Below are 23,642 nucleotides of genomic sequence, written 5' to 3'. Positions count from 1 at the left end.
GGAGCCTAGAGGAAGTTCCTCGGGACCGATTCGTCGAAATCCTTTGCGAAGATCAGCTTTCCAGCCTCATAGGCCTCGATCCGCCCCGTGACATGGAAATGCGTCGCGTCTCCCGTGAGCGTGCAATAGGTTTCGGTCGCCACGTCCCAGTCACCGCGGGAAAGTTCCTGGCTCCAGTGGGTCTCCATGCGCGCGCTGAGCGGGTCTCCGGGCTGGATGCTATAGGTCTCGCGGGCGATGTGCCCCGTGGTGAGGTCGAGCTCGACGATCCGGTCGCGGCCGAAATCGTCGAAGATCTCGATCTTCTGCCTTCCGCTCTCGATATCCGTCGTCACCGTGCGGGTGTTCCTGGCCGGGCGCAGGATCTCTTTCTCAAGCGGCGGTGCCGCCTCGGCTTCCTCAAAAGGCTCATAAGGCGCGGCGTTCTCTTCGGCATTGCGCTCCGGCAGATTGAGCACGCTCGGGCCCGTCTTCAGCGTCAGAGTCGCCGCTTCCGGCGCCGGCCAGATCATCGGCCAGTAGCTGGTCGAAAGCGCGAGGCGGATCCGGTGCCCTTTCGGAACTGCATAGGCGACATCGTCCAGCTTGAGCCGGATCCTGTAGCTGCGGCCGGGCTCAAGCTCCTCGGGGCGCTCGTGGCTCTTCCGGTGCGTCAGGTTCAGGACCCCGTAGGTGATCCGGGTCGAGGTACCGTCCGGCGCGACGTCGTTCAGGCGCCCGATCAGGTGGGCCACCGGCTGGTCGCTCGCCAGTTCCAGATCGAGTTCGGCCGCGCCGAGGATTTCGAATGGGCCCTCGAGAGGCACGGTATCGAAGCAGACGGAGCCGGCATCGTCGATCCGCTGGTCCGTCGGTCCCTCGGGACCGAGCCAGATCATGCAATATTCGCCGCCGGCCTGCCCTACGGTCTCCGGAGAACGGATGACAGCCTCTCCCGTCGGGACGCCAGCCTCGGACAGCGCACCATCGCCCAGATGGAAATGACGTCGAGAGACGTTCGGCGAGGGCCAGGCGGGCTCGGCGCACCAGCGGCCGTCCCGGGTCTCATAGGCGGCCTTCGGCGGGACGGAGGCCTGCATATAGACTCGGAACATCGGATCGGCCTCGACGCCCCGGTCGATGCCCTTCAGCCACTGGTCCCACCAGCGGAGCGACTCCTGGAGGAAGCCGATGGCGGGGCCCGGTACGGCGAAGTGCGGGTATTTGTGCAGCCAGGGCCCGACGATGCCGCGGCGGAAGCCGGGAAGCTTCTCCAGCATCCGCGGCACGGCGTTGCTGTAGGCGTCCGACCAGCCGCCGACCGCCAGCACCGGGATTGCCACCTTGCTGTAATCCTCGCAGATCGAGCCGTGCTTCCAGAAGGCGTCGCGGGTCTGGTGTTTCAGCCAGTTGGCGATCAGCAGCGGCTCCGCTTCCAGCCGTTTCAGCCAGGTCTCGCGCCAGCTCTCCCCGACGAGAGCGGGATCCGGCGGCCGGGACGAGTAGCTGAGCATGGTCGAGGACCAGCCCATATTCTCGTTCAGCATGGCCCCGCCCTTGTAATGGATATCGTCGGCATAGCGATCGTCCGTGGAGCAGAGCGTGATCACGGCCTTCAGGGCCTCCGGCTGGCGGAAGGCGACCTGCAGTCCGTTGAAGCCGCCCCAGGAGATCCCGATCATGCCGACCGCGCCGCTGCACCAGGGCTGCTTCACGAGCCAGTCGATCACCTCGAGGCAATCGTCCTGCTCCTGCGGCAGATACTCGTCCTCCATGATCCCATCGGACTCGCCGTTGCCGCGCATGTCGACGCGGACCGCGGCATAGCCGTGGCCGGCGAAATAGGGATGGGTAAGGGCGTCGCGGACGGAAGTTCCGTCGCGCTTGCGGTAGGGCAGATATTCGAGGATCGCCGGGACCGGGGCGTTTTCCGCCCCCTCCGGCAGCCAGATCCGGGCGGCCAGCCGGCAGCCGTCGGACAGCGTGATCCACGTATTCTCGATTTCCCGCACCTGATGCGGAAACTGCCCGACAATCTTCATCGGAAAATGTCCCTGGTGTTAGTGGTCGGCGGCTTTCAGCACCCGGCCCTGCTTCGCCTGCTCGGCCCGGTCGGCCAGCAGATTGTCCAGCCAGTCCGGGTCCATCTCCGGCACGGAGGACAGCAGCAGGTCGGTATAGTCGTGGTGCGGCGGCTTGAACATTTCCGTCTTCGGCCCGTGCTCGACCACCTTGCCCTGATACATGACCACCACTTCGTCGGCGATCGCCCGCACGGTCGCGAGATCGTGGGTGATGAACATGTAGGAGAGACCGAGATCGTCCTGCAGGCGTTGCAGAAGCTTCAGGATATCTTCTGCCACGAGCTGATCGAGCGCCGAGGTGACCTCGTCGCAGATGATGAGCTGCGGTTCGGCAGCCAGCGCCCGCGCGATGCAGATCCGCTGTTTCTGCCCGCCGGAAAGCTCGGTCGAAAGACGGTCGATATAGTCGTCGGGCTCAAGCTCGATCATGGCCAGGAGCTCGCGCACGCGATCCTCGAGCTGCTTGCCCTTGAGGCCGAGATAGAAACTGACCGGGCGGCCGATCACGTCGCGGATCCGCTGGCGCGGATTCAGCGCGGTGTCGGGCATCTGGTAGATCATCTGCATGCGCCGGAGCTGGTCCTTGCCGCGCTGCTTGTAGCTGAGCGGCATCTCCTCGCCGGCATAGCTGACCGATCCGCTCGTCGCCGGCAGCAGGCCGGTGATGACCCGGGCCAGAGTGCTCTTGCCCGAGCCGGACTCGCCGACGATGGCGACGGTCCGCTTCTTGTGGATATCCACGGAAACGCCGTGCAGGACCGGAACGTCGCCGTAGGAGGCGGTCACATTGTCGACCTTCAGCAGCGGTTCCTCGCCGGCCGGAACCGGGTGTTCCGGACGCCGGAAGCTGCGCACGGAGAGGAGATCGCGGGTGTAGGTTTCCTTCGGGGCGGCCAGCATGGCGCGGGTTTCGCCCTCCTCGACCACGTTGCCGTAGCGCAGCACCATGATCCGGTCGGCCATCTGGGCCACGACGGCAAGGTCGTGGGTGATGTAGATCGCCGCTGTGTCGAACGCCTCGACGGCATCGCGGATCGCCGCCAGCACCTCGATCTGGGTGGTGACGTCGAGCGCCGTCGTCGGCTCGTCGAACACGATGAGGTCCGGTTTGCAGGACATCGCCATTGCGGTCATGGCGCGCTGGAGCTGTCCGCCGGAGACCTGGTGCGGATAGCGGAAGCCGATCCCCTCCGGGTCCGGCAGCTGCAGCCGGGCGAAGAGCGCCTTGGCCTCCTCTTCGGACTCGGCCTTGGTGCTGAGACCGTGTTGTACCGGCGCTTCGGTGAACTGGTCGATGAGCCGGTGCGCCGGATTGAAGGCGGCGGCCGCACTCTGCGCGACATAGGCGATGCGTGCGCCCCAGATGTTCCGCTTCTCGGACTCGTTCGCCTTCGCGAGGTCGGTCCCGTCGAAAAGAATCTCGCCGCCGGTGATGCGGCAGCCGTCCCGCGCGAAACCCATCGCGGCGAGGCCGATGGTGGACTTGCCGGCCCCTGACTCGCCGATCAGACCCAGCACTTCGCCCTTGCGGAGATCGAGATCGACACCGTGGACGATCTCGTTCCAGCTCTCGCCGCTCTGGCCCTCGATGCGCAGGCCGCGGATACGGACGAGGATGTCCTTGTCGTCTTGCGCGCTCATTCCTTCAATCCGCTTGCTTTGTGGAGGAACCAGTCGACGACGAAGTTCACCGCAACGGTCAGCAGCGCGATGGCGGCCGCCGGCAGCAGCGGCGTGATGTCGCCGAAGGTGATCAGGGTCGCGTTGTCACGGACCATGCTGCCCCAGTCGGCTGTCGGCGGCTGGATGCCGAGGCCGAGAAAGCTGAGGGCGCTGATGAAGAGGAAGACGAAGCAGAAGCGCAGGCCGAACTCCGCGACCAGCGGCGGCATCGCGTTCGGCAGCACCTCGCGCGACATGATCCACCATAGTCCTTCGCCCCTGAGGCGTGCGGCCTCGACATAGTCCATCACCACGATCCCCATGGCGACGGCCCGGGCGAGGCGGAAGACGCGGGTCGATTCCAGCACCGCGATGACCAGCACCATGTTGGTGATCGAAGTGCCGACGATGGTCAGGACCAGAAGGCCGAAGATCAGCGCTGGAATGGCCATCAGCACGTCGACGATCCGGGAGAGCAGTTGATCGACCCAGCCGGAGATCGACGCGGCGAGGAAGCCGGTGACCGAGCCGAGGAAGAAGGCGAGCGCCGTGGTGAGGAAGGCGATGCCAATCGTGTTCCGGGCGCCGTAGACAAGGCGGGTCATCATATCCCGGCCGAGACTGTCGGTACCGAGAATGAAACCTTCGCCCCAGGGCTCGAACTCCGCGCCGACGATCTCCGTCTCCCCATAGGGCGTCAGGACCGGCGCGAAGATCGCGATGAAGGCGTAGCCGACGATCACGGCGATACCGAAGATCGCAGTCGGCGGTGCGCTGCGGAGAAATCTCAGTGCGTTTTCCATGTCCGGTCTCCCCTCAGCGCGGATGCAGCAGGCGCGGATTTGTCAGGATCGACAAGATGTCCGCGAGCAGGTTGAGGAGAACGTAGGTACCGGCGAAGATCATCGCCGCCGCCTGTACCACCGGCAGGTCCCGTTTCGAGACGGAGTCGACCATGAGCTGTCCGAGGCCCGGATAGACGAACACCACCTCCACCACGACCACGCCGACGATCAGATAGGCAAGGTTGATCACCACGACATTGATGATCGGGGCGAGGGCGTTCGGCAGCGCGTGCTTCACGATGATGCGGGCGCGCGAGAGGCCCTTCAGATTGGCCATCTCGATATAGGGACTCGCCAGCAGGTTGATGATCGCCGCCCGTGTCATCCGCATCATATGTGCGACGACGACCAGGGTCAGTGTCAGGGCGGGCAGCAGCACCTTGTAGACCTTTTCCCAGAACGGCGTTGCGTCGCTGATATTGGCGATCGACGGGAACACCGGATAGGTCACGGCGAGGAAGAAGATCAGGATGTAGGCGACGAAGAATTCCGGAAAGGAAATCGAGCTCAGCGTCACCACATTGACCGCGCGGTCATAGAAGGAATAGCGGTATAGCGCCGCGAGCACGCCGAGGGTCAGCGCCAGAGGCACAGAGATCGCGGCGGCGGTCACGGCGAGAAACAGCGTGTTGCCGAAGCGCAGGCCGATCAGCTCGGAAATCTCGCGCTTGTTGGCGAGCGAGCGCCCCATGTCGCCCTGCAGCATGTTCCAGAGCCACTCGACATAGCGGATGTGCGGCGGCACATCGAGGCCGAGCTCGCGCCGGAAGGCTGCAACGGTTTCGGGGGTCGCGCCCTGGCCGAGGATTTCTTCGGCAATATCCCCGGGCAGAAGTTCGATGCCGAGGAAGATGATCAGCGAGACGACGAAGAGGGTGAGGAGGCCCAGCGCGAAGCGCTGGGCCACCATTTTCAGTATTTGTGACATGTAACCGGTGCCCGGTGCTTCGCGCGATTACGCGAAGGACCAGCGTTCCGCGAATTTGGAACCGTCGAGCTCCCAGTTACCGGCCATCTGCTCGGAGGGCAGGATCTTGTCCGAGGCCGCGAAGACATAGTTCGCGAACATCGGGACGACCACGCCGCCGTCGTTGCTGACGATTTCCTGCATCTCGTAGTACATCGTCCGGCGCTTGTCGCTGTCGAGCTCGGCGCGGGCCGCGAGAAGCAGTTCGTTGAAGCGGTCATGCTTCCAGAAGGTGTCGTTCCAGTCGGCACCGGCCGCGTAGGCCGTCGTGAACATCCAGTCCTCGGTCGGACGGCCGCCCCAGTAGCAGGCGCCCCAGCCTTTCTTCATCCAGACGTTGGACCAGTAGCCGTCGTTCGGCTCCCGCACGACCTCGATATTGATGCCGGCCTTGGCCGCATGCTCCTTGTAGAGCACGGCGGCGTCGACCGCGCCCGGGAAGGCCGCGTCGGCGGCGGAAAGCTGAATGGTCTCGCCTTCCATGCCGGCCTTCTTCAGGTGGAATTTCGCCTTGTCCGGATCGTAGGCGCGCTGCGCCAGACCGTCGGCATGGTACTGGTTGGTCGGGCTGATCGGGTGGTCGTTACCGACAACGCCGTGGCCGCGCAGGATCTTCTTCACCAGTTCCTCGCGGTCGAGTGCGTATTTCAGCGCCAGCCGCAGGTCGTTGTTGTCGAACGGCTTGGTGTCGGTCCGCATCGGGAAGGTGTAGTGCTTATAGCCGACCGTCTCCATGACGTTGATGCCGGGCTTGCGCTTCAGCAGGTGCACGGTCTTGAGGTCGGCGCGGTCCATCATGTCGATCTCGCCGGTGGTCAGGGCGTTCTGACGCGCCGCGAGGTCGATGATGGTGATGAGCTCGACCTGATCGAAATGGGCCCGGTCGGACTTGAAATAGTTCTTGTTCTTGTTCGCCATGAAGCGGACGCCCGGCTCGTAGTTCTCGAGCACGTAACCGCCCGTGCCGATGCCGTCGGTCGGGTTGATCTTGCCGTCGGTCGCCGGCTTGATGGCGATGTGGTAGTCGCTGATCACATACGGGAAGTCCGCATTGCCGGACTCGAGCTCGATCACGACCTCATGCTTGCCGTCGGCCTTCATCGACTTGACCTGCTTCAGCAGGGACTTGGCCGGAGACTTGGTGTCCTCGCCCATGTGATATTCGATGGAGGCGATGACGTCAGACGCCTCGAGGCTCTTGCCGTTATGGAATTCGACGCCCTTGCGGAGCTTGAAGCTCCAGGTCTTGGCGTCCGGCGAGGCTTCCCAGCTCTCGGCCAGTTCCGGCTTCACGCCGCCGGTATGGTCGACTTCGCCGAGATGGTTGTGCAGCGTGTAGTCGAGGGCGAGGGAGAAACCGTTTTCATAAGTCGCCGGATCAAGGGAATCCGTCGTCGATCCGTGTCCGATACCGGCGCGCAGATGCCCGCCCTTTTTCGCGGCATAGGCCTTGCGGCCCATCAGCGCGGAACTGGATGCGGCCGTAACACCAAGCGCGGCCGTGCCGCCGAGAAACCCACGGCGCGAAACGTCGCCTGACAGCGCCGCCGTCAGCTTTTTGTTGGATGTCATGAGAGCCTCCTGTTTGCTCACTTTTTTAAGGCGCCGTGCATTCTTGATTGCTTTGTTTGGCACCGATTGGGCCGCGAACCGACCGCATTTTCGACAGGGCAATAGTACGGGAAGTCGGATTTAAATCAACATGCCGCATATGGATTCGCGTTTTGCGGCAAGAACTTCATATTGCATTTCGATGGCGGCAGGTCCGTTGCCTGTTGTATGGAAGGGCCCGGAATCGCTCGGAAAGGTGCGCATGTCCCGGAAAACGGATCGAACGAAAATCAGCCTTACGGACGAGAACTCGATCTCGCTTATGAAGCGCGTGGTGGGCGAACTGGTGCGGCCCTACACGTTGCGCCTCGTCCTCGCCGGCTTCTGCATGGTGCTTGTCGCCGCGGCGACGGCGCTGTCGGCCTGGCTGATGGATCCGATGGTGAACAAGATCTTCATCGAGAAGGATCTCTCGGTGTTGTGGCTGGTCGCCGGCGCGGTGGTCGCGACTTTCTTCGTGAAGAGCGTCGCGACCTATGCCCAGGAGGTGATGATCGGCTATGTCGGCCAGCGGGTCGTCGCCGACACCCAGGCGCGGCTCTACCGCCATCTGATCAATCTCGATCTCGGGCTGTTTCAGGACCGGCACAGCGGCACCCTGATCTCGCACTTCACCTTCGACATCAACACCATGCGCAACGCGGTCGCGAACGCGCTGGTGGGACTGGGCCGGGACAGCCTCTCGGTGATCTTCCTGGTGGCGGTGATGTTTTATCAGGAATGGCTGTTGGCCTGCATAACCTTCGTGGTCGCGCCGCTCTCCGCCTATCCCATCCGGCAGCTCGGCAAGCGGATGCGCCGCGTTTCGGCCCAGACCCAGGAAGAGATGGGCTCGATGACCACCCTGCTCACACAGGGTTTCCAGGGGATCCGGATGATCAAGTCCTATGGGCTTGAGGAGCACGAGACCGGACGGGTACAGCAACTCGTCGAGCGGATCTTCGGGCTCAACTACAAGGGGATCCGGGTAAAAGCCGCGCCGCAGCCGATCATCGACTTCCTCGGCGGGGTCGCGGTGGCCGCAGTCATTCTCTATGGCGGTGCCCGGGTGATCGAGGGCCAAACATCCGCCGGTGCGTTCTTCTCCTTCATCGCCGCAACGCTGATGGCCTATCAGCCGCTCCGGGCGCTCGGAAAGATCAATACCAATCTGCAGGAGGGCCTGGCCGCGGCGCAAAGGGTCTTCGCGCTGCTCGACCGCCAACCCACCATTCGCACCGCCCCGGAGGCGAAGGCGCTGCCGCGGGCGGCAGGTGCGGTCGAGTTCTCGAACGTGCGTTTCTCCTATGCGAGCGGCGACGAGAGCGAACAGGGTGCGGCCCTGAACGACGTCAGCTTCGAAGCGCCGTCCGGTAGAGTGACGGCTTTGGTCGGTCCGTCGGGTGCTGGCAAGAGTACCGTGTTCTCGATGATTCCCCGGTTCTACGACCCGGGCAGCGGGGAAGTGCGCGTGAACGGCGTGGATATCCGGACCGTGACTCTGGAGAGCCTGCGGGACACCCTCGCTATCGTCAGCCAGGATGTCGTGCTGTTCGACGATACCGTCATCAACAACATCCGTTTCGGCCGTCTCGGCGCGAGCGACGAGGAAGTGCGGGCGGCGGCCCGCGCGGCGGCGGCGGACGAGTTCATATCGGCGCTGCCGAACGGCTACGAGACCGTGATCGGTGAGCAGGGAACGAAACTGTCGGGCGGCCAGCGCCAGCGTCTCGCGATCGCGAGGGCGATCCTGAAGGACGCGCCGATCCTGCTGCTGGACGAAGCGACCAGCGCGCTGGATACGGAGTCGGAGCGGCAGATTCAGAATGCGCTGAAGGATCTGATGACCGGCCGGACCACGCTTGTTATCGCGCACCGCCTGTCGACCATCCAGCACGCGGATGTGATCCATGTCTTCGATGCGGGCAAGGTGGTCGAAAGCGGCACGCATGAGGCATTGCTGGAGAAGGAGGGGCTCTACGCGCACCTGCACGGTCTCCAGTTCGGGCCCGCGGACACGGTGGTCAGAGCCGGCCAGTAGACTCAGGCTGTGTGTGGCCGGCTTAGTCCGGCCAGCGCTTGTGGACCCAGAACCACTCCGACGGCCGCTCGCGCACCCAATCCTCGATATGCGACGTCGCCGCCTGGGTCAGCAGGCGCACATCTTCCGCATGATCGCCGGTATCGGGTTTTTCCATCGGCGGCAGCACCGTCAGCCGGAAATGCGCCCCGCCGGTCCGTTCGATCCGGGTCGGAAGGACGTCGCAGTCGAGCTTGAGGGCGAACTCGGCGAAAGCGCTCGGGGTCATGGCCTCGCGGCCGAAGAAGGAAACGGGGATTCCCTCGCGGAGCTTCTGGTCGATCAGCATGGCGACGGGCCGGTTCTGGCGCAGCACCCGAAGAAGTTCGCGTCCGGCGGAAGGGCCCTTGGCGATGAGGCTCATCTCCGGATGCGTCAGCCGGTCCGTGAACACGCCCGCCAGATCGGGATTGTTCGGGCGGCGGTAGACGGAGCTCAGATAGTTCCCGTGCAGCGCCGCCGCAATCGGCATGACCTCCCAGTTCGCCAGGTGAGCGGAGACGAAGATCGCGGGGCGGGGAGAGGAGGTAAGCGCATGGACGGTTTCCAGTCCATGGATCTCGATGCGGTTGCCGGCCTCCGCCGCGATCCGCCGGTGGTGCGGATACTCTCCGGCGGTTCGGCCGAGATTGTCCCACATGCCGCGGAGGGTTTCGGCGATCTCGTGGGGCGACTTTTCCGGAAAGGCTCGCTCGAGATTACGTTTTGCGACCCGGTGCGCCGGCAGGAACGGACCCGCGAGGCGCAGCGCGGCGCCGCCAAGCCAGGAAGAGAAATCGAGCGGAAACTGGCGCAGCAGGAAGAGCAGGCTTCGTACGAGCCAAGCCTCGATCCGGAAACGCAGTCTTTTCAATGGATGAACGGTCACGCAGCCCTAGTAGCGCAAGGGGCCGGGTGGGGCCAGCGGATTTCATCGAAAGCAGGTCCGCGAATGAGAAAGGGAGGCTGAAAAGCCTCCCCGTCCCGGCCGCCCATGCTGTGACGCCCTTTGGGACTACTCGGCGGCTTCGGCCGGGATGTCGACGATCTCGCCGCGGCCCGGATAATCCTTGGCGATGACGAAATCGAGCGCTTTCAGAATGGCTCCGAACTCGGGCCGGGCGAACGGCATGGTCTGGACCGTGGCGAAGTAGAGCTCCCCGTTCGGCCGTACGAGGAAGAGCCCGGGTTCGACGAACAGGCTCGGTTCCTCTATGCCGACGGAGGTCTTGCCGCGGCCGGAGGAGACATAGAGACCCCACTCCCGAGCCTTGGAGAGCGTCAGGCCGTACCCGACCGTGAGATTTTCCAGCTTCCAGTCGTCCTTAGCCTGCGTCGCGCGGGCTTCGTCGTCGCTGGAGAGCACGATGACCTCGACGCCGCGTTCCTTGAAGTCGGCGAGTTTGCGGTCGAGATCCTTCAGGTAAGTGCCGCAGATCGGGCAATGCAGGCCGCGATAGACGACGACCATGGTGAAGTTCTCTGCCGGGGACTCCGCGAGGTTCCAGCTGCCGCCGCCGAGTGTGGGGACGGAGAGGACCGGAACCGGCTGGCGCGGAAAGAGCGGGGTGAGTTGGGTCATCAGTGAGGCTCCCTTGGATTGATTGACGCAACGAATATGGAACAAACATTCCAGAATACAACAGCGACAACGTTGCCCTGAAGGCACGGCTCTATCGAGGCTGCGTCACAAATCGTACTTTGGGGGTGATTACTCGGCGGCTGCCGGAAAACCGCGCTTGTGTGTGTCGATCACCGAAAGGGCGCTGTCGATCACGTCCCGCAGGGTCGTCGCGTCTGCATCGGCCCGCGCAAAGACACGAACTCCGTTCACCGTCGCGGTCAGGAAGCGCGCAAGGGCCCGGATATCCTGTCCCGTGGTGAGATCTCCCGCCTGCTGGGCGCGGAGCAGGGCACGATAGAAAGTATCCTCGACCCGCGCGAAACTCTTGCGCAGGGTCTCTCCGATCACCTCGTCATGTGGTGCGAGTTCGACCACCGAATTGGTGATGAGGCACCCGAGTTCCCGCCCGTCGCCGACGGAGAAATCGATGAGCCTGTCAAAATAGGTGCGAATTCCGGCAAGCGCGTCGTCCGTTTCGGCGACGACCTTCAGCCGTTCCGCGCTGACATTTGTAATGTAGTGCTGGACAGCGGCCTGGAAGAGCCCGCGCTTATCGCCGAAGGTATCGTACATCGAGCCGCGATTGATCCCGGTGGCTTCCACCAGATCCTGCACCGATGTGGCTTCGTAGCCGCGGCGCCAAAAGGCCCGCATCGCGTTTTCCAGGACTTCTGCCCGGTCGAATTCTTTCTGCCTAGCCATGAGGAAAGGATGATCTCTGAGGCGGGAATGTCAATAAACTGACTGAAATTCCATTATATGTGTGTCGGGGGTCACTAAGAAACTCCTAATTGTAAGAGCAGTATTGCGTGGGGCCGGCGTCACGTGAGAGGGGGAGACACAATGAAAGCGTCCGATCTGTTTGTGAAATGTCTGGAAGAAGAAGGGGTCGAACGGATTTTCGGCGTTCCCGGCGAGGAAAATGCCGACCTGATGATTTCCCTCAATTCCAGCAAGATTGAATTTGTCCTCTGCCGCCACGAACAGGCAGCGGCCTTCATGGCCGACTGTTACGGGCGCCTGACCGGCAAGGCGGGCGTATGTCTTTCCACGCTCGGACCCGGCGCAACGAATCTGGTGACCGGACTTGCCGATGCCAATATGGACCGGGCGCCGGTGGTGGCCATCATCGGACAGGGCAGCACCCGGCGGCTGCACAAGGAAAGCCACCAGAACATGGACAGTCTGGCGATGCTGGACCCGATCAGTAAATGGACCCAGTCCGTGTTGGTCGCGGACAACATTCCCGAGATCGTCCGTAAGGCTTTCAAGGTTGCGGAGTCTGAGAAGCCGGGCGTTACGGTGATTGAGCTGCCGGAGAACATCGCCAAGCGGCCGGTGGAAAACGCGGCCCCGATGGAGGTCCGCAAGACCCGACGGCCGGCGGCGGATCACAAGGCGGTCGCGGCGGCGGTCAATCTGATCGCCTCGGCGAAGAACCCGATCATCCTCGCCGGCAACGGCTCGGTCCGCAAACGCGCGGCCGGTCAGCTCCGGCGCCTTGCGCACAAGACCGGGATCGGCGTGGTCAATACCTTCATGGGCAAGGGCGCCGTCGCCCGTAGCGACGAGCATTGCCTCTTCACCATGGGGCTGCAGGGCGGCGATTTTGTGAATCTCGCGGTCGATGCGGCCGATCTGGTGATCGCGGTCGGCTACGATCTGGTCGAATACGCGCCGGGTTTCTGGAACCGGACGCCCGGCAAGAAGATCATCTCGATCGATTTCGAGCCGGCGGAAATCGACCAGGATTTCCCGGTCGATGTCGATATCGTCGCCGACCTTGCCGACGCGCTCTGGCAGATCAACGAGGAACTGAACAGCCGCTTCGAAGGCAAGTTGCCGCTCTTCAAGATCGGAGATCGGGCAAAGCTGCGCGCGACCATGTTCGACGACTTGACGCAGGAGAAGCACGACGAGAGCTTCCCGATGAAACCGCAGCGCATCCTGAACGACGTACAGACCTTTCTCGATGCGGGAGACGTGGTGCTGAGCGATGTCGGTGCCCACAAGATGTGGATCGCGCGTTACCTGCAGCCGGAAGAGCCGAACACGGTGCTGATCTCGAACGGGTTCTGCACGATGGGGATCGCGCTGCCCGGCGCCATCGGGGCGAAATTCGCCCATCCGGAGAAACGCGTGCTGGCGATCAGCGGAGATGCCGGCTTCATGATGAACGTGCAGGAGCTGGAAACCGCCGTACGGCTGCAGATGAACGTGGTCTGCATGGTCTGGTGCGATAACGAATACGGCCTGATCAAGTGGAAGCAGCAGAACCAGTTCGACGGCCAGCACTCGGATCTCGCCTTTACCAATCCGGATTTCGAGCTGCTGGCGAAGAGTTTCGGCATGTGGGGCCGGAATATCACGGGCCCGGGTCAGCTCGAGGATGCGCTCGACGAAGCGTTCAACCAGAAGGGTCCGGCGCTGATCGCGGTACCGGTGGATTACGACGAGAACCGCAAGCTGACCCAGCGGCTCGGTAACATCGTGATGCCGATCTAACAAGCGGCATTGCGGCTGTTGCTCGCCGCTTTGCTATCCGTCAGCTTCAGGAGGGTCTGAATTTTATTTCAAGGAGATAAGAAATGGTGAATTGGCCGACCGCCGCGATGATCAGCATAATCTTTCTCTCAAGTTGGGGAATTGCGCATGCCGTCGCATCTCTCAACCATTACCCATACATGGAAAATCGTGCCGATTATCCTTTGAGGCGTGCGCTCGCCGCATGCCTGCATCACGCGACGATAGAGAACATTTCGGCGAGGCAGCGAGATTACCGCGTGCGTCTGCCTGATGGCTGTCTGTTGGACTAAGCGCTTACCGTCGTTTCGTTTCTTTGCCCTCTATCCCCCGGACGTCGGCTTCAGCGGCGTTTTGGGGGCGGGGCTATTGGGAATTGTGCGCTTCGCTAAATCGTTCTTTGGCTTCGCCGGGGCGCGGGCATAGCCTGTTAGTTCCCGGATAAGCGGTTGAGCACCGTTGGCCAGAACCGCTCGGACATAGGTGCCAAGGGACGGCGCATAGGCGAACTGCACGTATTGAAGCCCGTTGCGGTAACAAAGAACGTTGAAAACCTCCGCCTTGCCGGCTTTCACCACAATCTCAGCCTTGTCCTGTACTGTGCATTCCCATCGCGATCGGTCGGTGCCCGGCGGGCGCACATGGAGGGTGTCCGTAATGAATTTGACCGTCTTGCCGGTTTCCAGCGGATGAAGCGGCCCGGACACCAATTCGATGCTTCGGCGTCCGGATCGTACCTCCCCGATCCAGGACAGAGGCGGAAAGATCGTGGAATAGGATGTCTGGCGCTCCTCTCCGGCTTGGTTGCGCCAGCCGATAAAACCGTTTCCTGTCGACACGACCTCCCATCTCGCCGTCGGATTGTCGTAGATAAACACGTCACCGACTTTGACAGGCGCTTCCGCCTGACCGCTGTCGAGCAATAGATCTTCCGCCATTAGCGGCGCTACCGGCTCGGCCTTGGGCGGCTCGTAGATGTCCGTCTCTAATCCAGCGCAACCGCTAAGCAAGGCGGCAATGCTGAGAAAAAGCGCACTCTCCCGATATCTCATTGCAGCCTCGCTTGTTGAATTACTGCAGTCAGGACTGGTTGCGGTCGTTCAACGGTTTCCGAGAGATGCGCCGAACATGCTGACCTCGACCATGAAGAGGCCAGCCAGCCAGCTCACCTTCGCTTGCTCGGAATCGTCGAAGAAGCTCGCCGGCATGGAGATCCCGATGGTCCCATCACCGGAAACTGTGCCGGACTTGAATGCAGTGCTGCGCAGGTTCGACGCAGGGTGATTCCACTCGTTGAGGAACTCCATTGTCGCGGTTTTCGACGGGCCGAAATCGGCATAGAACACCAGATCCTCGCAGCCGGCCTTGCCGCAATCGGCCATGAAAACGGCTACTCCTTTGGTGAAGTCCGGCGCATCCTCGATTACCAAATGCGGATTGCCGTCCTTGTCCTTGTGTTCCGAAACCTTGTAGCCGAGCTCTTCGATCGCAGCTTTCACAATTGGTGCTTTCATGGAGAAGCGTTCGCTTTCTCCGCCGAACTTGAAGGGTTCTGCTAAAGATTTGTGCGGAAAGCCAAGTGTCGCCGCAATTATCATGGCGGTGGCGAAGAGTTTGATTTCTGATTTCATAAGTGTTTCTCCGTTTCTCTAGTCTGACTCAACTTGGTTTAAGTGGTAATTTTGGCTTCTTTGGTGTATTTTTTAAAAGAAATGGATAAAATCATGCCAGCCCTCGCTGATGTCGTGCCCTAGTTCATCAAAGCCGTGCTTAACATCGTCCCAAGCGTGCTCAATGGTATGAACGACGGCATCTCCGGCCTTCTCCAGATCGTGTTCGACGTCGTGGGCTCCTTCTTCGACGAGATGTTCCGCTGTCTTGGCGACGGTGACGACCGCAGCGCCGGTTTCCTTCGCAAGGCTTGAGAAGGCGCCTTTGAAATTGCCGCCCCAGACGCCCTTGGCGAACCCGACGATCCCGCCGGCGAATTCCTCGCCAGCATGCACCGCACCCTTCTCAACTGTCAGGCCGAGCTTGTCCAACTCCTTGATCGCTTCGCCAATTAGGCTGGTGCTTCCGCAATTGCTGCTGAGATCAATATTGCCGATCGACACGCAATACTGCTTCCCAACGATTTCGGACAGGCACCCGATATCGCCGAGGCAAGCGGCGGCTGTTGCCGATTGGTTGCCGGTCGAAACCTTCGTCGTCCCGCCTTTGGTTGAATTGACGTTGCCAATCTCGATGCCGGCCATGCCTCCAATGGACGCGGCGACCGAACTGCTGAGCGACCCGGTCGTAACGCTGATATTTGTGGGGCCGGTTGCTGGTTGCATCAGGTTGCCAACATAGACGACGGATTTCGTTCCGCCGCCGACGGTCACTTTGTTATCGATTGACCCCGTCACGACCGAGATCGTTGCGGGGCCTGTCGTTCCGGCGGCGACGTTCCCGAGACTGACCCGAGCCGAGGAATCGACAGCGATAGCCCTATTGTTGATTGAACCGGTCTGAACGATATCCGACACGGTGCCAGTGGAGGTGATGCTGCCGATGGTGACAGACGCCCCGGCATCCGCACCGATGGATTCGTCTGATATATTGCCGGTCCGGATATCGATATCCTGATGGTTTGCGCCGGCACCGCCGATCGCTCCAACGGTCACGCTCGCCGTGGTGTCGATACCTTCCGCTTCGGCATTGATGTTTCCTGTCTTGACCGAAATCGTGTCGTCCGACGATTGCGCGCTCTCGATCGAACCGACCGTGATCGTGCTGGCGCCTTTTCCCAGCACGCCGACACCTGTATTGCTAACACCCCCGGTCGCAACTGTGACTTTGTCACCGGTCGCGTTGTTGCCGCCGACCGTTCCGATGTCCTGTGTCGCGGAGCCGCTGCCGAGCAGGCCGGCCCCCGCCGCGCTGAGGCTGCCGGTAGTGACCGACACCGAATTGTTCTTCGAGACGGTGGCCGAGATCACGCCAATCTGCTGCGACGATGTGGCGCTGCCGGCCAGCGCGGCTCCGACATTGGTGATGTTTCCTGTCGCCCGGACGGATACAGTATCGCCGCTGGCGGAATTGCCGGAGATTTCGCCAATGGTCTGGCGTACGGACGCGGTGCCAGCGACTGCAGCACCGACATTCGTGATGTTCGAGCTGGAAACGGAGACTCTGTCTTGCGAGGCGTCGGTTGCTGAGACCGCTCCAACCGTTTGCACGGCGGTGGCGGATCCTGCGAGCGCCGCTCCGACATTGGACACCGAACCGGCGCTCACGCTGTCGGTCACGCCGCTGGAGGCTTGGCTGCTGATCGAGCCGATCGTTTGCGTTGCTTCGGCGTTGCCCGCGAGAGCCGCGCCGACATTTGTCGCTGACGAGATGTCGACATTGACGGTGTCGTCCGAGGCCCTCTTTCCGGAAATAGCGGCGATGGATTGCACCGCCGTTGCCGATGCCGCCAAACCGGCGGAAACATTTGTCGCGGAACCGGCCCGGACGCTAGCGCTGGTTCCGCTGGCGCTCGTGCTGTCGATAACTCCTATTGTCTGGTCGGCGCGCGCGCCAGCAGCCAAGGCGCCACCAACATTCGCCGCCGAGGTCACATTCGCGTCGACCGTATCGCTTGAGTTGCTCGATCCATCAACAGCTGCGATCTGTTGCTCAGCGGATGCGCCGCCGGCGAGACCTGCGCCAACATTGGCAGCGCTGCCAATGTTGGCGGTTACCTTGACATTCGAAATGCCGCCTTTGCTCTCGACTTCGGCGATCTCCTGAGTTGCCGAGCCACCGCCGACCACCGCCGCGGAGACGTTCGCCGCGGATGATATATCGGCCGTGACAGTCGAGTTGTTGACCGCTCCGGAGCTTTGGATCGTTGCGACTTTCTGCGTGGCCCGCGCGTTCCCGCCAACGGACGCGCCTGCATTTACGATGCTGTCGAGTTGACCGGAAATCGCGTCACCTGAAGCGGACCTGCCGGCAATGGAACCGATCTGCTGAACGGCTTCGCCGCCGCCAGCGACTGAGGCAGCCACGTTGGTCGCATCCGAGCCGAGCGCCAGATCGATCGAACTCTGGCTAACCTCGCCACTCGTGCTAATGCTGCCGATTATTTGCGTCGCCTTGCCATACCCGGCCACCGATGCGCCGGCGTTTACCAGCGCCTTTCCATCGACTTCGATGCTGCTGTTCCGGACGTTCGTGCCTGTCACCCGCCCAATCGTCTGTTCTGTGTCGGAATAGCTTCCGACGCCCGCGGAGGCGTTTACTACTGTCGAAAGGTTCAGGGACAAATTGTCCTGCGATGAGATTGTCGCATCGACAGCGCCTATTCTTTGCTCCGCTTTCGAATAGGCGCCGACCGCCGCTCCGGCGTTTATCGCGTTTGAGAGATTGACCGTATCTGTCGTTCCAGCGATCACCTTTGCACCGATGGAGCCAATCTGCTGGATTGCCGTTCCGTCCCCCGAAATCGTGCCTTGTGCATTGACGACAGCTCCACGGCTGATATTGACCGTGAGATCGGCGCCGCCGCCAGGTGTCGGGAGCGGATCGGCTGCGGATGACGCACTCACTGGAACCAGAACGGTCACTAGGGCGGCGTTAAGAAAGCGCTGAATTGGAGACCGGTGCGGTGCGCTCATGGGTCAGCCCTTTTTCCCATTCGTGGCCGCCGCCGGTGTTCTTGGGGCTTGTCGTAGGTCGGCATCCCACCACGGTATGTAGGGAACATCCCGTGACGGTGTGAAGAGATTCATCAGTCGGAATGTCTCGAAGTCGATCAATCCGGTTGCAAGCAACCCGTGGCGCTGCTGGTAGGTCTGCAATGCCGTACGGGTCGGCAAGTCGAACGAGCCGTTGACCTCTCCCAGGTAATATTGGGCGTCTCTCAAAGCGGTCTGAACAAACCTGTAAAGCGCAGAGCGGTCCTCGGCTGTCCCCAGCTCGTTGAAGCGCTCTCGGAGGGCCGCACTGCGCGTTGAGACCGATCCGGCATTGGCGAGGCATCGCCAATAGGGGACATTATGCAGTTTACCGATGATCTCGATTGTTCCGACCTGTATCAAGGATCGGAACACAGTATTGAAATCAAGCGACTCCGTATCGGTGAATGAATAGCTGAAGCCGAAATCGCCGATCGTCAGATCGGCCGTGATCGCAGTTCCCTCCTGATGCTTAAGGGCGAGTGTATTGGATGACGCTATGCCCGGAATGATCTGTAGATTCGCGATATGTCCTACGCTCATATCTACGGTCACTGTTCCATACCCGGAATTCAGCGAATAGCTGCCAGTAAGATCTTCTTCACCCTTAAGTATGAAGAAAGTTCCCCCGTCGGTGAGTTGGCCGTCGTCGAAGACGAGCGAAGCGCCGGAGCCGCGCTGGCCGGACCACAAGTTTTTGTTAACCTGGGTTACGCCGCCGCGGATGAACAGATCGGGCGCTCGAAAGTCCGCCTTGTCTGGATGAGCAGCCTGAAGATCGAGGATGTCCCTGATGTCGACACCATAGGAAACGAAGCGCACGGCTTTGCTCCGCGTCGACATTTTGGCCAGCGCGGTGATAAGCATCTCCTTGCCGCCGGTACTGATCGAGCGATCGGAGGTCAGATTCTCGATTCCTTGTGAGGCGAGGTAAAGCGACGGGACCTCATGGATAACCATAAGGTCGTCCATGCAAACCAGCGCTTCGTCGAAGTTCGTAATCGTCGACTTCGGCAGATTATCCGGGTTCGCTTGCTGTATTTCTTCCGGTACCTCTGGCGAAAACGCCGAGCAGCCTGCCAGAGCCAATGCAGCGAAAAATCCATTGACCTTTGGTAAGCACGGACCCAGCACGCGCCGAATCATCAGCACGAGTTCCCTGTATTGATTATGCTGCCGTGAACAAACACAGTTGTTGAGTGCGCGTGATGATCGCCCGGGTGGGTTTGCACATTGCCGATCGCCACACCGCCGCAATGTACCTTTGTTCCGCGATTGGCAACCTGGCTGCCGCGTGTGCTTCGTGTCCGGTCCGACTGCGACAGCGGGCTGGTCGTAGAGGAATGCTGGCGCACCAAACTCTTGGCTCGGTTCGCCAGCAGAGTCGCATTGACTGAATTCTCAATCACCTGTTGAGCGTCCGCTTGACGCACCGAGATTGTCGAAATACCCGCTGCTGATACGACACACGCAATTGCGAGGGCGCTGATCAGAGATTTAGTCGGTGGAGATTTTGACTTCATGACTTCCCCCAGGCGAGTTGAAGCGGAATTCAGCTGTCGCAGTTGCTTCCAATCGAACCAATAGACTGACATGCCGTGACTTTCGCACCGGAAGCGCCGGCACCGACATTGACCACGCCGGCTTGGCCGATCGAGACATTGTCTTTCAGGCCTCCAGAAATATTGCCGGAAAGCACGGACCCGACTGATTGCTTGACGCTGCCCTGAAATCCACTGGCGCCCGCGCCTGCGTTGACCACGCCCGCCTGCCCAATATTTACGTTTAGGGATGCATTGCCGCCGATTGATGGAGCATCTCCTGCTATCGCGGAGATAGACCCAGTCAGAATGATCGCGGTAGCGGTAACGAAAGATTTCAATGTCAGCATGATAGCCCCTGTCTTTGGTCGTTGTCGATTTGATGTAGATCAGATTTGTAGATCAAACTGAACACTTGGCGGTGTCAATCGTAATCAGATCATCTTGACCCGAGAACCACAATGAAAAGTGGCGCCCTTGGTTTTCGGATTGGCGAAAATCAGTCCATTATGGGCAGGAAAGTTAATATACTGATCGCAAAAGAAGCGGCTGCAACGTGGAGAAATGGCGATCCATCTGCGTTGAACGCGAAAGCACGGTACGTAGTGCCCTGATACGCTGAGAAGGAGAGTAATCGGTATTTATGAGTTGTCTCTTTTCAGAGGCCGACTCTTGCGCAGGCGACGACTCGCAGGTCTTTCTGGTTCTGCTCACCGGCCATGGCTGCTTGGGGCGAGGCCGGTCTGCCGGAGCGCTTCCCAGAGGGCGATCGAGGCGCTGACGGCGATGTTCAGCGAGCGCAGCCCGCTGCGCATCGGGATCAGCACCCGGGCGTCCGCCGCGTCGTGGACCTCGTCGGGTACCCCTGCCGACTCGCGGCCGAAGAGCAGGGTGTCGCTTTCCTCAAAGACGAAATTCTGCAGCGGTGCGGCCGCCTTCGTGGTGAGCAGGACAAGGCGGCCGGGGGCTTTCCCCGCCCGAAACCGGTCCCAGGAAACGTGCCGCGTCCAGTCGACCCGGTCGACATAGTCCATCCCCGCGCGGCGCATGCGGGCATCGCTCAGGGCGAAGCCGCAGGGCTCTATGATATCGACCGCGATCCCGAAACAGGCGGCGAGACGGAGAATGGTACCGGTATTCTGAGGGATATCCGGTTGATAGAGCGCAATTCGCACGGTTCGATGCCTATTGCTCGAGAGAGGTTAGGGAGACTTTGCAATTGGGTTCAGGGGGTAGTATAGGACGGTGCAATGACGTCGGAGCAGGCATAAAAGCCTGCCGGTCGCGCGCGACCCTGTGTCGCACTCACCGCGGCAGGGGACGGGATAAGTTCCCTGTCGAAGCATAAGTGGGCGAGAGGTGCTGAATTACAATGGCTGAGATGGAAGAAGGCGCGACACGGCGCGACTTTATCAATGTCGCCAGCGGTGCCGTCGGTGCGGTTGGTGCCGCTGCCGCGGTATGGCCGTTCATCAACCAGATGAACCCTGCTGCCGATACGCTGGCCCTCGCGAGCACGGAGGTTGATCTCTCCGCGATCGAAGAGGGCATGTCGATCACCGTGGTCTGGCGCGGCAAGCCGGTTTTCATCCGTCACCGGACGGCGGACGAGATTTCAATAGCCGAAGAGACGCCGCTCAGCGATCTGCCGGACCCGACTCCGGACGCCGAGCGCGTGGAGAAGCCGGAATGGCTGATCCTCATCGGCATCTGCACCCATCTCGGCTGCGTGCCGCTCGGTCAGAAGACGACCGAGCCGCGCGGCGATTACGGTGGCTGGTTCTGCCCCTGCCACGGCTCGCACTACGATACCTCCGGTCGGATCCGTAAAGGCCCGGCGCCGCTGAATTTGGCTGTGCCGCCCTATGTCTTTACCGACGACGCCGCGATTAGAATCGGTTGAGGAGGCTGATCGATGAGCACTGCGAATTTCTCCAATCCGGTTGTCCGGTGGATTGACCACCGCCTTCCGATCTTCAGTTTCCTGCATCACGAAGCGCACGAATATCCGACCCCGAAGAACCTCAGCTACTGGTGGAACTTCGGCTCGCTCGCCGGCATCATGCTGGTGATCATGGTCGTGACCGGCATCACGCTGGTGATGCACTACACGCCGCATGTCGATTACGCCTTCGCCTCCGTCGAGCGTATCATGCGGGACGTCAATTCGGGCTGGCTGATCCGCTACATTCACATGAACGGCGCCAGCTTCTTCTTCATCGCCGTCTACATCCATATCTTCCGCGGGCTCTATTACGGCTCCTACAAGGCGCCGCGCGAGCTGCTCTGGATGCTCGGCGTCGTGATTCTGCTGCTGATGATGGCCACCGCCTTCATGGGCTACGTGCTTCCCTGGGGCCAGATGAGCTTCTGGGGCGCGACCGTGATCACCAACCTGTTCTCCGCCATCCCGCTGGTCGGCGACCATATCGTGACCTGGCTCTGGGGCGGCTTCTCGGTCGACAATCCGACCCTGAACCGGTTCTTCGCCCTGCACTACCTGCTGCCGTTCGTGATCTTCGCGGTCGTCGTCCTGCATATCGTGGCGCTGCACCGTTTCGGCTCGAACAACCCGCTCGGCATTGATGTGAAGGGTCCGCAGGACACCATTCCGTTCCACCCGTACTACACGATCAAGGACCTGTTCGGCCTCGCCGTCTTCCTGATCCCGTTCTGCGCCTTCGTGTTCTTCGCGCCGAACTTCCTCGGGCACCCGGACAATTACATCCCGGCGAACCCGCTGGTGACCCCGGCTCATATCGTTCCCGAATGGTACTTCCTGCCGTTCTACGCGATCCTGCGGGCGATCCCGGACAAGCTGATGGGCGTGCTGGCCATGTTCGGCGCCATCGCGGTGCTGTTCATCCTGCCCTGGCTCGACCGCTCGCCGGTCCGCAGCGGCAAGTTCCGCCCGGTCTTCAAGATCTTCTTCTGGCTGCTGTTCGTGGACTGCGTCGCTCTGACCTGGCTCGGCGGCAAGCCGGCCGAAGGCTGGTACGTCACCGCCTCCCGCATCGCTACGGCCTACTACTTCTTCTACTTCCTGATCGCGCTGCCGCTGCTCTCGATCTTCGAAACGCCGAAACCGCTTCCGAAGAGCATCAGCGAGTCCGTATTGGGTGGTTCCGGCGGCCCTGCCGCAGCACCGGCTGCCGCGAAGGAGAAAGCATAATGGGTATCAAGTCTCTGATCGCGGCGACTGCCACCGTCGCTCTCCTCTCCCTGGGCGGCCAGCAGCCGGCCCAGGCCGCGGGCGACGCTATCGCCCTGCCGAAGCAGGACTGGTCCTTCTCGGGGATCTTCGGAACCTTCGACCGGGCGGCCGCACAGCGCGGCCTCCAGGTCTACCGGGAAGTCTGCTCGACCTGCCATTCGCTCGATTACATCGCCTTCCGCAATCTGGCCGATCTCGGCTATTCGGAAGACGAGATCAAGGCGATCGCAGCCGAGTACGAGGTTGAGGACGGCCCGAACGACGAGGGCGAGATGTTCATGCGTCCGGGGACCCCGGCGGACCGTTTCCCGGCGCCGTTCCCGAACGAGAATGCGGCCCGTGCGTCCAATGGCGGCGCCTATCCGCCGGACCTGTCCCTCATCGTCGACGCGCGCGCAGGCTTCGAGGACTATGTCTACGCGCTGCTGATTGGCTACGAGGAAGCGCCGGCCGATGTCACGCTGATGGCTGGGATGAACTACAACAAGTATTTCGCCGGTCACCAGATCGCCATGGCGCAGCCGCTCTACGAGGACGGCGTGACCTATGCCGACGGCACCAAGGCCAGCGTCGAGCAGATGGCGAAGGACGTGACCACCTTCCTCGCCTGGGCCTCCGAGCCGAACATGGAAACCCGTAAGCAGACCGGCGTCGCGGTGATCCTGTTCCTGATCGTGCTCTCCGGTCTCTTCTACGCCTCCAAGCGGAAGATCTGGGCCGACGTGCACTGATCCGGCCTGCAGATATCGAAGCGAAGGCCGCGTCTTCGGACGCGGCCTTTTCTTTTGCGATTGGCAAGGCCCGGGTCATCCGCTACCCAGAGACGGCGTTTCTTTCTTGCTTAGGAC

At 61.5% G+C, this 23,642-nt stretch carries 19 protein-coding genes; 5 read left to right on the top strand and 14 right to left on the bottom strand.

Annotated features, from left to right (window positions below):
• Positions 1-5: 5 nt before the first annotated feature.
• Genes NUH88_RS07210 through NUH88_RS07190 form a run of 5 tightly spaced genes read right to left on the bottom strand, consistent with a single transcriptional unit; the run spans position 6 to position 7,109 of the window.
• Complete coding sequence (locus NUH88_RS07210; protein ID WP_257770993.1) at positions 6-2,021, bottom strand: CocE/NonD family hydrolase; 2,016 nt, start codon at positions 2,019-2,021, stop codon at positions 6-8.
• Positions 2,022-2,039: 18 nt separating this feature from the next.
• Positions 2,040-3,704, bottom strand: coding sequence for an ABC transporter ATP-binding protein (locus NUH88_RS07205; RefSeq protein WP_257770991.1), 1,665 nt, complete (start codon positions 3,702-3,704; stop codon positions 2,040-2,042).
• Positions 3,701-4,528: an ABC transporter permease gene (locus NUH88_RS07200; RefSeq protein WP_257770989.1), complete on the bottom strand. Its 828-nt coding sequence runs from the start codon at positions 4,526-4,528 to the stop codon at positions 3,701-3,703. The genes NUH88_RS07205 and NUH88_RS07200 overlap by 4 nt, the downstream gene beginning before the upstream one ends.
• Before the next feature lie 13 nt (positions 4,529-4,541).
• A complete protein-coding gene (locus NUH88_RS07195; RefSeq protein WP_257770987.1) occupies positions 4,542-5,498 on the bottom strand; it encodes an ABC transporter permease in 957 nt (318 codons plus the stop codon).
• 27 nt (positions 5,499-5,525) lie between these two features.
• Positions 5,526-7,109 (bottom strand): ABC transporter substrate-binding protein, encoded by a 1,584-nt coding sequence (locus NUH88_RS07190; RefSeq protein ID WP_257770986.1) that lies wholly within the window; start codon positions 7,107-7,109, stop codon positions 5,526-5,528.
• 241 nt (positions 7,110-7,350) lie between these two features.
• Here NUH88_RS07190 and msbA point away from each other — a divergent pair, with 241 nt between their 5' ends.
• Positions 7,351-9,168, top strand: coding sequence for a lipid A export permease/ATP-binding protein MsbA (gene msbA / locus NUH88_RS07185; protein WP_257770985.1), 1,818 nt, complete (start codon positions 7,351-7,353; stop codon positions 9,166-9,168).
• A gap of 22 nt (positions 9,169-9,190) precedes the next feature.
• Here msbA and NUH88_RS07180 read toward each other — a convergent pair whose 3' ends face one another.
• The 3 genes from NUH88_RS07180 to NUH88_RS07170 form a co-directional block, all read right to left on the bottom strand.
• A complete protein-coding gene (locus tag NUH88_RS07180; RefSeq protein WP_257770983.1) occupies positions 9,191-10,060 on the bottom strand; it encodes an LpxL/LpxP family acyltransferase in 870 nt (289 codons plus the stop codon).
• A 141-nt stretch (positions 10,061-10,201) separates the two neighbouring features.
• A complete protein-coding gene (locus NUH88_RS07175) occupies positions 10,202-10,768 on the bottom strand; it encodes a peroxiredoxin-like family protein (protein ID WP_257770981.1) in 567 nt (188 codons plus the stop codon).
• 129 nt (positions 10,769-10,897) lie between these two features.
• Positions 10,898-11,512, bottom strand: a complete 615-nt coding sequence (locus tag NUH88_RS07170) for a TetR/AcrR family transcriptional regulator (protein WP_257770979.1) — start codon at positions 11,510-11,512, stop codon at positions 10,898-10,900.
• A 141-nt stretch (positions 11,513-11,653) separates the two neighbouring features.
• On the opposite strand from NUH88_RS07170, the gene NUH88_RS07165 reads away from it, so the two are divergent.
• Complete coding sequence (locus NUH88_RS07165; RefSeq protein ID WP_257770977.1) at positions 11,654-13,315, top strand: acetolactate synthase large subunit; 1,662 nt, start codon at positions 11,654-11,656, stop codon at positions 13,313-13,315.
• A gap of 341 nt (positions 13,316-13,656) precedes the next feature.
• On the opposite strand, the gene NUH88_RS07160 is transcribed toward NUH88_RS07165, so the two are convergent.
• The 6 genes from NUH88_RS07160 to NUH88_RS07135 form a co-directional block, all read right to left on the bottom strand.
• Positions 13,657-14,385 carry a hypothetical protein gene (locus NUH88_RS07160; RefSeq protein WP_257770975.1) on the bottom strand — a complete coding sequence of 243 codons (729 nt, stop codon included), beginning with the start codon at positions 14,383-14,385 and terminating at the stop codon, positions 13,657-13,659.
• 48 nt (positions 14,386-14,433) lie between these two features.
• Positions 14,434-14,847, bottom strand: coding sequence for a YbjN domain-containing protein (locus NUH88_RS07155; RefSeq protein ID WP_257770974.1), 414 nt, complete (start codon positions 14,845-14,847; stop codon positions 14,434-14,436).
• A 189-nt stretch (positions 14,848-15,036) separates the two neighbouring features.
• Positions 15,037-17,979 (bottom strand): beta strand repeat-containing protein, encoded by a 2,943-nt coding sequence (locus tag NUH88_RS07150; RefSeq protein ID WP_257770973.1) that lies wholly within the window; start codon positions 17,977-17,979, stop codon positions 15,037-15,039.
• 3 nt (positions 17,980-17,982) lie between these two features.
• Positions 17,983-19,185, bottom strand: a complete 1,203-nt coding sequence (locus tag NUH88_RS07145) for a peptidoglycan-binding domain-containing protein (RefSeq protein ID WP_257772160.1) — start codon at positions 19,183-19,185, stop codon at positions 17,983-17,985.
• Between the two features lie 406 nt (positions 19,186-19,591).
• Positions 19,592-19,930 (bottom strand): hypothetical protein, encoded by a 339-nt coding sequence (locus tag NUH88_RS07140; protein WP_257770972.1) that lies wholly within the window; start codon positions 19,928-19,930, stop codon positions 19,592-19,594.
• 360 nt (positions 19,931-20,290) lie between these two features.
• Positions 20,291-20,755: a tRNA (cytidine(34)-2'-O)-methyltransferase gene (locus tag NUH88_RS07135; protein WP_257770970.1), complete on the bottom strand. Its 465-nt coding sequence runs from the start codon at positions 20,753-20,755 to the stop codon at positions 20,291-20,293.
• 197 nt (positions 20,756-20,952) lie between these two features.
• Between NUH88_RS07135 and petA the strand changes: the two genes are divergently transcribed.
• From petA to NUH88_RS07120, 3 genes are read left to right on the top strand one after another with little or no spacing between them, the layout of a single operon-like run.
• Positions 20,953-21,483 carry a ubiquinol-cytochrome c reductase iron-sulfur subunit gene (gene petA, locus NUH88_RS07130; protein ID WP_257770968.1) on the top strand — a complete coding sequence of 177 codons (531 nt, stop codon included), beginning with the start codon at positions 20,953-20,955 and terminating at the stop codon, positions 21,481-21,483.
• Between the two features lie 12 nt (positions 21,484-21,495).
• A complete protein-coding gene (locus NUH88_RS07125) occupies positions 21,496-22,752 on the top strand; it encodes a cytochrome b (protein WP_257770966.1) in 1,257 nt (418 codons plus the stop codon).
• Entirely contained in the window at positions 22,752-23,525 is a 774-nt protein-coding gene (locus NUH88_RS07120; RefSeq protein ID WP_372743549.1) for a cytochrome c1, read from the top strand. Before NUH88_RS07125 ends, NUH88_RS07120 begins: the two co-directional genes overlap by 1 nt.
• The last annotated feature ends 117 nt before the right edge of the window (positions 23,526-23,642 follow it).

The organism is Nisaea acidiphila, from assembly GCF_024662015.1.
In the GTDB taxonomy this organism is placed as follows: Bacteria; Pseudomonadota; Alphaproteobacteria; order Thalassobaculales; family Thalassobaculaceae; genus Nisaea; species Nisaea acidiphila.
Note: the sequence above shows the minus strand (reverse complement) of the source record. Positions and strands in the feature narration are given on the sequence as shown.

Coding starts and splice junctions, on each gene's coding strand:
- NUH88_RS07210 (WP_257770993.1), bottom strand. CDS start 2,021: ATGAAGATTGTCGGGCAGTTTCCGCATCAGGTGCGGGAAATCGAGAAT.
- NUH88_RS07205 (WP_257770991.1), bottom strand. CDS start 3,704: ATGAGCGCGCAAGACGACAAGGACATCCTCGTCCGTATCCGCGGCCTG.
- NUH88_RS07200 (WP_257770989.1), bottom strand. CDS start 4,528: ATGGAAAACGCACTGAGATTTCTCCGCAGCGCACCGCCGACTGCGATC.
- NUH88_RS07195 (WP_257770987.1), bottom strand. CDS start 5,498: ATGTCACAAATACTGAAAATGGTGGCCCAGCGCTTCGCGCTGGGCCTC.
- NUH88_RS07190 (WP_257770986.1), bottom strand. CDS start 7,109: ATGACATCCAACAAAAAGCTGACGGCGGCGCTGTCAGGCGACGTTTCG.
- msbA (WP_257770985.1), top strand. CDS start 7,351: ATGTCCCGGAAAACGGATCGAACGAAAATCAGCCTTACGGACGAGAAC.
- NUH88_RS07175 (WP_257770981.1), bottom strand. CDS start 10,768: ATGACCCAACTCACCCCGCTCTTTCCGCGCCAGCCGGTTCCGGTCCTC.
- NUH88_RS07170 (WP_257770979.1), bottom strand. CDS start 11,512: ATGGCTAGGCAGAAAGAATTCGACCGGGCAGAAGTCCTGGAAAACGCG.
- NUH88_RS07165 (WP_257770977.1), top strand. CDS start 11,654: ATGAAAGCGTCCGATCTGTTTGTGAAATGTCTGGAAGAAGAAGGGGTC.
- NUH88_RS07160 (WP_257770975.1), bottom strand. CDS start 14,385: ATGAGATATCGGGAGAGTGCGCTTTTTCTCAGCATTGCCGCCTTGCTT.
- NUH88_RS07155 (WP_257770974.1), bottom strand. CDS start 14,847: ATGAAAGCACCAATTGTGAAAGCTGCGATCGAAGAGCTCGGCTACAAG.
- NUH88_RS07150 (WP_257770973.1), bottom strand. CDS start 17,979: ATGAGCGCACCGCACCGGTCTCCAATTCAGCGCTTTCTTAACGCCGCC.
- NUH88_RS07145 (WP_257772160.1), bottom strand. CDS start 19,185: ATGATTCGGCGCGTGCTGGGTCCGTGCTTACCAAAGGTCAATGGATTT.
- NUH88_RS07140 (WP_257770972.1), bottom strand. CDS start 19,930: ATGCTGACATTGAAATCTTTCGTTACCGCTACCGCGATCATTCTGACT.
- petA (WP_257770968.1), top strand. CDS start 20,953: ATGGCTGAGATGGAAGAAGGCGCGACACGGCGCGACTTTATCAATGTC.
- NUH88_RS07125 (WP_257770966.1), top strand. CDS start 21,496: ATGAGCACTGCGAATTTCTCCAATCCGGTTGTCCGGTGGATTGACCAC.
- NUH88_RS07120 (WP_372743549.1), top strand. CDS start 22,752: ATGGGTATCAAGTCTCTGATCGCGGCGACTGCCACCGTCGCTCTCCTC.